The organism is Streptomyces sp. NPDC048643, assembly GCF_040650615.1.
In the GTDB taxonomy this organism is placed as follows: Bacteria; Actinomycetota; Actinomycetes; order Streptomycetales; family Streptomycetaceae; genus Streptomyces.
On the sequence record NZ_JBEZHO010000098.1, the window covers coordinates 1 to 10174 of the forward strand.

At 68.8% G+C, this 10174-nt stretch carries 8 protein-coding genes; 5 read left to right on the forward strand and 3 right to left on the reverse strand.

Going from position 1 to position 10174, the window contains the following annotated elements; genetic code table 11:
* Positions 1-420 precede the first annotated feature (420 nt).
* From AB0C62_RS41790 to AB0C62_RS41800, 3 genes are all read right to left on the reverse strand, one after another.
* A complete protein-coding gene (locus AB0C62_RS41790) occupies positions 421-2166 on the reverse strand; it encodes a caspase family protein (RefSeq protein WP_362982495.1) in 1746 nt (581 codons plus the stop codon).
* Positions 2159-2473 carry a hypothetical protein gene (locus AB0C62_RS41795; RefSeq protein ID WP_362982497.1) on the reverse strand — a complete coding sequence of 105 codons (315 nt, stop codon included), beginning with the start codon at positions 2471-2473 and terminating at the stop codon, positions 2159-2161. The genes AB0C62_RS41790 and AB0C62_RS41795 overlap by 8 nt, the downstream gene beginning before the upstream one ends.
* Positions 2474-2758: 285 nt before the next feature.
* Positions 2759-3439: a hypothetical protein gene (locus AB0C62_RS41800; RefSeq protein WP_362982499.1), complete on the reverse strand. Its 681-nt coding sequence runs from the start codon at positions 3437-3439 to the stop codon at positions 2759-2761.
* A 761-nt stretch (positions 3440-4200) separates the two neighbouring features.
* Here AB0C62_RS41800 and AB0C62_RS41805 point away from each other — a divergent pair.
* The 5 genes from AB0C62_RS41805 (at position 4201) to AB0C62_RS41825 (ending at position 9603) form a co-directional block, all read left to right on the forward strand.
* Positions 4201-5664, forward strand: coding sequence for an amino acid permease (locus AB0C62_RS41805; RefSeq protein ID WP_362982501.1), 1464 nt, complete (start codon positions 4201-4203; stop codon positions 5662-5664).
* A gap of 566 nt (positions 5665-6230) precedes the next feature.
* Positions 6231-7199 carry a DUF5996 family protein gene (locus tag AB0C62_RS41810; RefSeq protein WP_362982503.1) on the forward strand — a complete coding sequence of 323 codons (969 nt, stop codon included), beginning with the start codon at positions 6231-6233 and terminating at the stop codon, positions 7197-7199.
* 45 nt (positions 7200-7244) lie between these two features.
* Positions 7245-7460: a hypothetical protein gene (locus tag AB0C62_RS41815; protein WP_362982505.1), complete on the forward strand. Its 216-nt coding sequence runs from the start codon at positions 7245-7247 to the stop codon at positions 7458-7460.
* Positions 7461-7899: 439 nt separating this feature from the next.
* Positions 7900-9222 carry a phosphatase PAP2 family protein gene (locus AB0C62_RS41820; RefSeq protein ID WP_362982507.1) on the forward strand — a complete coding sequence of 441 codons (1323 nt, stop codon included), beginning with the start codon at positions 7900-7902 and terminating at the stop codon, positions 9220-9222.
* Between the two features lie 222 nt (positions 9223-9444).
* Positions 9445-9603: a hypothetical protein gene (locus AB0C62_RS41825; protein ID WP_362982509.1), complete on the forward strand. Its 159-nt coding sequence runs from the start codon at positions 9445-9447 to the stop codon at positions 9601-9603.
* The last annotated feature ends 571 nt before the right edge of the window (positions 9604-10174 follow it).

The following is a 10174-nucleotide window of genomic DNA, read 5'->3' on the forward strand; positions in this document are numbered from 1 at the left end:
GGACAGCCCGCCCGGATTCGACCCGACCGCCGCCGCCGACGCCTTCGGCGCCGACGACGACGCGGACGCCGGATTCGTCGAGACCGAGCAGTACTGAACGGCGCGCTGAGCCGGCCATAGCGACACTGCGCGTATCGGGGCAGGGAACCTTCACACTGTTCCCTGCCTGCCGGCCGGTCTCGGCGGGGTTTCCCGCCCGTGCACAAGCCCGGCCGAAGGCGGCCGGCTGCACAGCGGCGCAGCTCCGGCGCTTCACGTACAGCCCGCCGCTCGGCCAGCCGACGGTCGCCGATGCTCGGTCCTTGCCCGCCGGCGAGGACCGGGCATCGGCCATCCGCCCTTCCCGCAGTCGGCACATGTGCTACCTCGGCGAGAAGCTGTTCGCAGCCCTCGGCCGGACAGGAAAGCGAACGAGAGCCGCTAGGGGCGCCCGGTCACAGCGGTGAGGGTCGGCGCCCAGACGGGTTTGGCGCGACCACTCGGCCACAGAAGGCCGTCGGGGGTACGCACGACCACCCATTGGCCGGGGGCGGGAAGGCCGATGACCTCGACGGAGGTTGGGGACTTCGTGTCGAAGGGGGGGTCGCCCCGGTGGACACATGCGGCGTAGAAGGAGTGAGGGAACGTCAGGCTGAGGTCCTCGGACCACAGCACGACGCTCGGGCTCAGGTGGACGGTCACCGGTCCGTGGTCGTCCTCGCCCGTGATCGGTGGTGGGTCATGGACCTTCAGCAGCATCCGGGTCACCGGTAGTGAGGGGAGTTGGAGCAACCGGTGCAGGTGGAGGAAGACCCAGCTGGAATGCGCGCAAGCGATCAGGACGGACAGGCTGACTACGGCCAGGATCGTCAGGGCCACTCCCGCGCCGAACAGCCACCAGCTGCGCCCCTGCTCGGTCAGCGCCAGGCCCACGATCAGACTCACGGACACCGTACTGCCGAGCAGTGATCCCAGCGCGCCCCAGACCGCTTGCGCCAGCCTGCGGTACACCGTGTCGCGGGACATCAGGACGGCGTGGGTGCCCTCGGTCCTGGTGGGCCGGTTCGCGGCGGGCCAGGTCCCGGCGGTCCGCGCCTGCTCGAAGACGGCAAGTTGCCGCGCCGACCAGGTCACTGTCCCCGCCTCTTCGGGCAGGGCGAACCGTACGTCTCCGTCCGCGGTCGCCCTGGCGATCGGCCGGTCCCGCACCCGCCGGACCTCGAAACGCCCCTCGGTGAACCACCGGCCCCGGACCTCCTCCCCGCCCTCGGCCGCGACCAGTTCGTCGCGGTGGACGGTCAGAGTTCCGGCCGGCTCGGTCAACAGGACGTGCAGCACTCCGCTGAAGTGATGCTCGACCAATGGCCGTTGACTCACACCGCGCGCGTTCGTGAACAAGGGCCGCAGGTCCGGCGATCCAGAGACGGCGGACGGCTCCGGCATCCCCTCGACCGACTCCGACCCCCTTCCCGCCCGCCGTGCCAGCGCCACATGCCCCGCCCGACCCTCGGACTTCATCTCCGGACGCTGACCCGACCCACGCATACGGTCGTACACGTACCGATAGACGTCCTCCACCGTCACGTACCCGCCCTCGCCCGCCGCCCCGTGCCGCAACCCCGCCACCAGAGCGGCGGTGAAGGGGCTGGGACGGCCGTCGTCGGCCGCGTCCGCCGCCGTCTCCAACAGTCCGCACCCGGTCATGACGAACCGGCCTCGGCCGGCGAACCGGGCCGCCGTCTCGTCCCCCTTGGCCGTCGCCGCCCGTCCGCCGAAGCAACAGTCGAGGACGACGACGATCGTGCGGGCCGCGCAGTCGTCCAGCAACTCGTTGACGTACGACTGCTGGACCGCGCGGGTGCGCAGCCAGTCGAGGGTGGTGTCGTGGGTGCACAGATGCAGGCGGTTGTGCAGGTCGAGCCGGCCGTGTCCGCTGTAGTAGAGCAGCAACTGCTCACGTGCCGTGGCTCGATGGAAGAAGGTGAACAGCGCCTCTTGTACCTGCTGGGTCGTCCCGTCGAGTACGGAGGTCACCTCCCACGGCAGGCCAACCTCGGGGTCGGTGAGCGCGACACGCAGTTCCGAGAGGTCGTTTGCCGGGCCGCGCAGCCGTGTCAGTGCCGGTTCGTTGGGGAATTCGGCGTTGCCGATCAGCAGGGCGCGGTACGCGACGGGGGCCTCAGCCAACGGAGGTGCCGTCCGGGTCCGGTTCGTCCTCCGCCGCGCCCGCCCCCAAGCCTGTCGCCGCCCGCAGCCCGTGCTCCAGCGCGGCCTGCAACGTGGCGTTGTCCGCCGTGGAGGCCGTGGCCGTGAACTCGCCTTTCCGGCCGTCCACTTCCCAGGCGAGGTGCACCGTACGGTCCCGGTCCCGCACCAGCCAGGCCCTCACCACCGCCACCACACCGGCGACCCCGGCCGGGGTGAGCAGGACGGCCACGTCCGGCAGCGAGCCGCCCTTCGTGCCGGGCCGGGTCGTGGTCGGCTGCCCGGTCAACAGCCGAGTCTCCCGTCCCAAGTCATGCTGCAATAACCGTACTTGGGACAGCCACCTGTCGTCGTCGGCATCGAAGCGCTCGCTGCTTGCCGTGACCGACACCCGTAGTTCCTCCACGCGCCCACCCCCATCGGGAGCGTACTATTCGGCTCTCTCCTCCGCCTTGCATCGTGACCACACGATTCCCGCGGACGAGGTACCTGCTCCAGACCACACCAAGCGCGGAAGGCGAAGCGGTCATCTAGGACCACCAGTTCCGGGGCAGCCTTTGGCCAGCGGCCCAGGTCACCCTTCAGCGGCACGTATCCAGGGGTCGTCAGGAAGGTCCGGTTCCGCTGATCTCTGGGCGATTTTCTCTGCGATGCCTTCCCTGGCCGATTCGAGGGAGCCCGTCATCCGGTAGATGTCCGGCAGGTCCAGCCCGACATACTTGCCTTCCTCGTCGAGTTCGCCATCCGGTCGATAGAGGCGGACTATCGGCGTCGGGAGTTCGTCGGCGAACTGTGGAGGATCCCACCCCACGACCCGGCCGAGGTAGGTCTGCCCCTCATCACCCAGGGCTGCGTAGTACAGCAGGTAGTGCGCTGGGTCGACGGAGAACGGAGCAGCACGGTGGATCCATTGCTGACCGTGCGGCTGCGGCCAAGATCCAGTGGACGAGGCTACCCTCCATGCCTGTTCCACGTCCTGGACCGTCCGACCCACCCAATACCTCTCGGTGCGGCTTCCCAGCGATACGTACTCGGGCAGACCTTCCTCTCCATCGTGATCGAAAAACCGTACGACCGGCTCGATGGCAGGGCTGGTGACTCCGTTGTACGCCCGGTAGAAGGCGACGACCCGCCCCACCCGCAGCCGCCCGCCCTCGTCCTCGCCGTAGAAGAACCGGCCAGACCTGTAGTACGTGTCGGTGATGTCTTCGAAGCGCGGCCAGTGCTCGTACTGGCCGTTCCGGTAGTCGATCAAGGACCCTCCCCAGGGGTGTCGACAAGCCGCAGAGCCTACTACTCAACCGTTTCCAGCATGCCGAGTCGTCGCTGCTGGTCGATCTTCGCTCCAGAGGGTCGAGGTCTCCGGCGCCGTGGTCACATCAATCCGGCAAGATCATCTCGCTCAGGATCAGCAGTCACGGGACGACCGTCAGGCACGCGGTCAGGATTCGCCACATGCGTCCCCTTGAAGCCCTCGCGTCAACGGCGCACTGCCGGTGGCGCTGCGACTGACGGCGACGGGTGGACCCCGCGCTCGCCGACAGCCGGGCACCACCAGCCTCGTTCAGCTCCCCCGACACAACGACCGTTACCGTCGGTGTGCCGAAGGGCCTGCTCCCGCAGGGAGGGCACGAGCGATGCCATGACAAGCGATCCACTACCGCGGCGACACCTTCGAGCGCCTTCACCGCATCGTCCTGATCCGTGTGCTCGTCGTCCGCGCTCTCGATGAACCAGGCGAGGTCCACCAGCGCCTTCGCCAAGGCGGTTCAGCGACGGGCACTGCGACATGGACTCCCCCCGAAGGTCATGGGCGTGAGCCCAGCTGATGTCTCAAACAGCGGCTGCCGTCTGTCCGCCCCGGCGTGGCGGCGGACGGGCCGGCCTGCCGTACGGCCGCGTTCGTGAGTCGAAAGCGAGATAAGTGTCGAAGATGGTGAAAATAGTGCACTGATCGATCCCTGCCTGCGGCCTACCCAGGGCACTGGAGGGGCCCTGGAAGGTGAGCTGGCCTCGATGGTGGAATCATCCGATGACCAAGATGACGCGGGCTCCGTCGAGGCGGGAGGTTACCGGCAGGAACTGAGGCGGACGCTCGGCTCCTTCCAGGTGTTCGCGATCTCGTTCGCGTTCATCTCGGTGGCGGTCGGCATCTTTGCGACCTTCGACGAAGTCCTGCAGACGGCCGGGCCTGTCGGGATCTGGCTGTGGATCATCGCGGCGGTAGGGCAGACCCTGGTGGCGCTGGTAGTCGCGCAGTTCGCGGCCCGTATCCCGCTCAGCGGTTCCTCCTACCAGTGGGCCTCGCGACTGGCCACCCCGAAGATCGGCTGGTGGTTCGGATGGCTGACCTTCTGTTACCTGGCGATCGGAGTGGTGGCGGTCGACAACGCGCTCGCAAGCCAGGCGTTCATGCCGCTCACAGGCATCCAGCCGGACGAGGATGTCGCGCGGCTGATCACAGTCGTGGTACTCCTCGTCCAGACCGTGTTGGCCGTGGCCTCCACGCGCCTCGTCAGCCTGATCAACACGGTCGCGGTAGGCCTCGAACTGGCGCTGGTCGTCGTCGTGGCCATCGCGCTCGTCATCGCCGTCGCCGTCACGGGCGACGGCGCGGTCGGCAACCTCACCTCGCGCGGTGTCGTCGCGCACGCTCCCGGCTACTTCTCCGTCGGTGGCGGGCTGATGCTCGCGATGATCATGGGGCTCGCGACCCTCGTTGGCTTCGACTCGGCGGCGAACCTGGCCGAGGAGGCCAAGGACCCGTTCCGCGCCGTCCCTCGCGCGATCGTGGGATCGGTCGTGGCGGCAGGCGTCCTGGGCATGCTGTTCCTGATCACTCTCACCGTCGCGATCGACGACATCCCCCGCATCAGCGCCAACGGCTCACCAGTCGCGGCGATCATGCGCGACCAGCTCGGTCCGGTGATGGAGAGGACGCTGCTGGTCGCGATCACCATCGCGTTCTTCGGCGCCGGGATCGTCGTGATGGTCGCGTGCTCGCGGCTCGTCTTCGCGATGGCGCGCGACGGACGCTTCCCCGCCCACCGGCTGATGCGACGCGTCAACCCCCGCACCAGGACACCGATTCCCGCGACCGTGCTGGTCTTCGCGCTGGGAATCGTGCTCATGCTCGCGCTGCCAGGCGCCGCGCTGCTGAAGCTGGTCACGGCCTCGACCATTCTCCCCGCCGTCACCTACGGCTCGACCATCGTGCTCTACCTGGCGGTGCGCGGACGCCTGACCCGCAAACAGGGCGCCTTCGACCTTGGACGCTTCGAGCTGCCGGTCGCCATCTGCGCTCTGCTGTGGACACTCATCGCACTGTTCGTTCTGGTGACCCCGAAAGAGGCTTTCGTATCCGTCGTGATCGTGGTGAGTCTCCTCCTCCTGGGCGGCCTCTTCTTCCTCGCCATGCTGCAGTTCGATCGCCGAGCCATGGAGACCGAGCCGGGCGAAGTCGACTCTTTCACCGGCTGATCACAAGGCGTCCCCTCGGTACCGAAGAGAACGCCCTGACGAGACGACGAAGGTGCAGTCAACAGGTCAGTCCCGGATCAGCGTGCTCCGGACCGCGGGTCCAGACAGGCCCAGCACCGATTCGTGGTCGTCGTCCCATGCCGCAGCCCTCGGCGGGCAGGCAGCCCGCCGTCACCTACCAGCCGGGCCACTCCAGCTTCGCTGCCGTGGTCATCACGTCGGTCAGAGCCTCGTGCTGGGAACGCAAGCCATCGGGTTGCTCAACGAGCGGAGGTCGACCAGGCATCCGCACTCCCCATCACGAACAGCCGCTCGCACAACTCGTTGGCGTCGCGCAGGCGCCCATGCCCGCACGGCGGGCAAGGTCGGGACAGCGCGGGCCGGAACGCGAGATACCGGCTGAAGGCTTCGTGGCTGTCGGGGGTGAAGCGCCACTTCAGCAGGGAGGCGGGGCTCCGGGGCCCGTGGGAGAATCGGGGGTAGTGCGGTCGTAAGGCTGTCGTGCCCGGAATTGCGGCAGTCCACGGCCGTCCGCGACACGTGGATCGATCCGCCGGGAGGCTCCCGTGAGCGAACGTCCCGAGGCGTGGCCTGTACTGGACCACGCGGAGCTGGCGCCCATGATCGAGTATGTGAACCGGGTGGTTCAGGTCGCGGGCAAATACTCGCTGGACGATCCCTTCGAGGTCGGGTGGGGCCACATCGTCCTGGAGGTGTCCCCCCGCGGGCTGCGCACCCCGCCGTTCCGGCGGAAGGGGACGACCTTTTCGGTGCACTACCGGCTGCTCGACGGTGACGTGGTGATCGAGACCGACCGGGCCTCGCGGACACTGTCACTGTCGCGGACGTCGGTCGCCGACTTCTTCACGGCGTTCTGCGAGGCCGCGTCCAAGCTGGGCATCCCGCACCCGCGCACCACGCAGATCTGCGAGATCCCCGCCGCTCCGCCGAACTTCGCGGACGACCGGGTCGTGCGGGAATGGAACGCGCACTCGGCACGCCTGATGTGGGAAGCGTTCGACCTGGCCGCGGGCGGTCTGGAGACGTGGCAGGCCCCGTTCCTCGGACATCGGCCGCGCGTCGGCGTGATGTGGGGAGGGTTCGACCTGTCGGCGACCCGGTGGCGCCCGAACCGGACGAAGCCCGGGCCGGAGGGCCCGCCGTTCATGCGCAACGCCCAGTTGCACGAATACGTATCGGTGGGGTTCTCCTTCGACAACACCCACAGCGAGGGCACGAGCCCGCTGGACATCGGGATGTACGCCTACATCTGGCCGCAGCCGGACGGTCTTTCGGGCTGCGACTGGGGTGTCGAGGGCGCCGACTGGCACGCAGACCTCGGCCTGGCGCTGCTGCCGTGGCAGAACCTGCGCCGCCTGCCGGACCCGCACGGCGCGATCGTCAGGTTCGGCGACGCCGTGTACGACGCGGCCGTGCAGACCGCGGGCTGGCCGTCCGATCTGGTGGGGCCGCGGGTCGACGGCTGGTACATGAGCGAGCACCAGCCGACAGAGAGTGTGGGACAGCAGAGCTAAGCGGACGCGGTCCGGCCGGTTCAGCGGCACTGGGCTCCGGCCGGGATGTCCTCGTCGACCACATCGAGGCTGCTCGGCACCCGCCGCGGCGAGGACGCCCTCGACCTGCACCTCGACCTGGACCTGGACCTGGACAGCAACGGCCTCAAGGCCGTCACGGCCTCCACCTACAGCCGCAGGTCCTCACTGGTGGTCTGCTTGCCGTTCTCCAACCGGAAGACTTCCGAGGGCTGCCGACCCAGACGCTCCGCCATGCCCTAGCCGTCCAGTCCGGCCTCGTCGCCCCGGCCGTGCAGGCCCGCCCGCGCCGAGGGCTACCCGGGCGGACTGGCTGCGACGCCCGGCGCACGGCGTACGCCCGTGTCGCGAGACCGAGCCCTCACCGCCACGCACTCCTTGACCTGCGCAGATCCACTGTGTTTCGCTCATCGGATCCAGGCGGGACCTGGCTTGGGACTCGGGGAGATCCATTCAGTGGGCGCGCTGCCGGAACACGCGGGCACGCACCACCCTCTGCCCTCCTCACCGGTTCCCGGCACGCCGGGGCAGCGCGGAACGCGAAGTGCCGCTCGGTCCGGAACCCGTGCGGGGTCCTTTCCGTCTTGCCCGGGTGAGTGGGACGGGCAGCACCAAAAGCATCTAGTGAAGCGGTCGGGCATTGATACACATACGGCGCCAGCCATCAGCGGGACTGTGGGCCGTGACGGCCGTCGCGGTCTTCGGGTTCCTCATAGCCCTCGAACTCGCCGTACGCCACTACGGCATGCCGGGCCCGATCACCACCCAGGCGCGCGAGGTGCTCTGGCCACCCAAGTCCGGCGGACTGCTCTACGCCAGCATGGCGCTGATGATGGTGGTCCTCACCTGGCGCCAGCGCTTCCTCGCCCTCGGCGCGGCGATAGGCATCGACGCCGTCTTCGGTCTGGTCCGCTGGGCGGCCGGCATCGGATTGGGCGGGGGACACCCCTTCGGCAACGGCGCACTGTGGGTGATCCTGGGCTGCACGGGCCTCGCCGTCACCCGCCGCACCGGCCCTGAACGCCTCCTGCTGCTCAAAGGCGTGGGACTGGCCCTGATCCTGATGGCCGGCCGCAAGACGGGTGACGCCTGGCTGTACCTGACCTCCATGACCCGCCCCATGGTGCTCGATCAGTACGTGGCGACCGCCGACCACGCCCTGGGCAACCCCTCCTGGATCGCAGGCCGGCTCGTCACCGCCTCCGGCTCGATCGGCTTCAACGTCCTGGACTTCGTCTATGGACAGCTCCCTGTGGCCGCGGTCGTCGTCGCGCTGTACCAGCTGCGCCACGTGGCCACCGAACGCCGCTTCCCCCGCCACCACCTGGTGCGCACCTTCCTCACCATCGGCCTCATCGGCCCGGCGTTCTACCTGATCTTCCCCGTGGTCGGCCCCGTCTTCGCCTACGGCACCGGCGCCGAACACTGGGAGGGCGTCAGCCTCTGGGCACCCCACATGCCGGCCAGCGCACCCTGGGCCGTGGCCGACCTGTGGCCGCACACACCGTCCCCGCTCAGCCCCCCGCACCTCATGCCGTTCGACGAGATCACTCCCCGCAACTGCATGCCGAGCCTGCACACCGCATGGGCCACCGCGATCTTCATCCACTCCCGCAAGGGGCCACGCGCACTGCGTTGGGCCGGCACGTTCTGGCTGGTCGCCACCCTCGCCGCGACCCTCGGCTTCGGCTACCACTACGGCGTCGACCTCATCGCCGGCGTGGTGTTCACGCTCACCATCGAGGGAGCCCTGCGCGCCCACGACCGCAACTGGGACCGGTCCGGGATCCAGCTCGTCGCCCACGGCTCCACGGTCTTCGCAGCCCTCCTGCTGTCCTACCGCTGGCTGCCGGTACAGATGGCCGCCCACCCCTGGCTGGCCGGCCCCCTGCTCCTCCTCGCGATGGGCTCAGTGATCCACAGCTACGTACGGACCACCACATCCTGGGAACCGGGGCCGGCACCCGCCCCGAAGCCGTCCGCCCCGCAACCCGAACTGATCTGATCTGACGGCGCACCAGCCGACGGACCGAAACGGTTGCCCGGACCGTGGAGGTTCTGGGCCCTGAGCGGGGGTGCGGGTGCCCGGAAGACAGGCGCTGCCGCGGCGGACGACCGTGGCCCTGTCCGCGCCCGGGGGAGCGCACCCGGCCCTCCCTCGCCTCCACAGGTAAGCGGAATATCGTGCACCGCGTGTCCGAGCCCGCAGGCCGGGCACCGGTGGGACATGACTTCACTGATCACCGTGGCGTCCGCGCTGGCCCAGGACAACCGACCCGACGGCCCCCCATGGCTCAGTTGGACATTCCTGGCCGTGTGCATCGCCCTCGCCCCGTTCATCCTCTACAAGCTGCACAAGGACGGCTACTTCACGAGGCGACGCTGACCAGACCCCCCACGACAAGCGAACCTCTGTGGCAGGTGAACGGACGTGAGCTCGCCCCACGGGCGCCAACTGGCGTCGATCTGCCAGGCGATCACCCCGCTCGCTCCCGTGACGCCCTCGCCGGTGACACCCACCAGGCGCTCTCTCGTAGTCCGCTGCCGTGACGCCGGCCGGTCACAGGGCACCGTTCCCCCTGTGTCGGCCCCGGCTGGTGAGAACGACAGCCCGGGGCTGGTGTTGCGGTAGAGCACGCATCACCAGTCGCGCCAGCGATCTGTGATCTCCCCCCCTGCCGGTCCCCTGCCTCGCCGCCAAAGCGGCCACGTCCACACCGTGCTCGCTCAGGGTTAGGTCGATGTATTCACACAACTGCTCCCGCTCCTCCGTGCAGAAGCCGGCGCCGCCGTGCTGGCCGCCTCCGTCGATCGCGTTGAGTGCGAGAACCACCCCTTCAACCGTCCCGAAAACAACTCGTTGCTACCGGAATCCATTCGCAGTGCATCGGCCTTCAGGCCGGTGGTGAAGCGAATCTGATGGTGGCGACGCGGAGCGTCGCGGATTCAGGTCCGGC

Bases quoted from the DNA above. Each gene is read 5' to 3' on its own strand.
- AB0C62_RS41805 (WP_362982501.1), top strand. From the start codon at position 4,201: ATGGTGGAATCATCCGATGACCAAGATGACGCGGGCTCCGTCGAGGCG.
- AB0C62_RS41815 (WP_362982505.1), top strand. From the start codon at position 7,245: ATGTCCTCGTCGACCACATCGAGGCTGCTCGGCACCCGCCGCGGCGAG.
- AB0C62_RS41825 (WP_362982509.1), top strand. From the start codon at position 9,445: ATGACTTCACTGATCACCGTGGCGTCCGCGCTGGCCCAGGACAACCGA.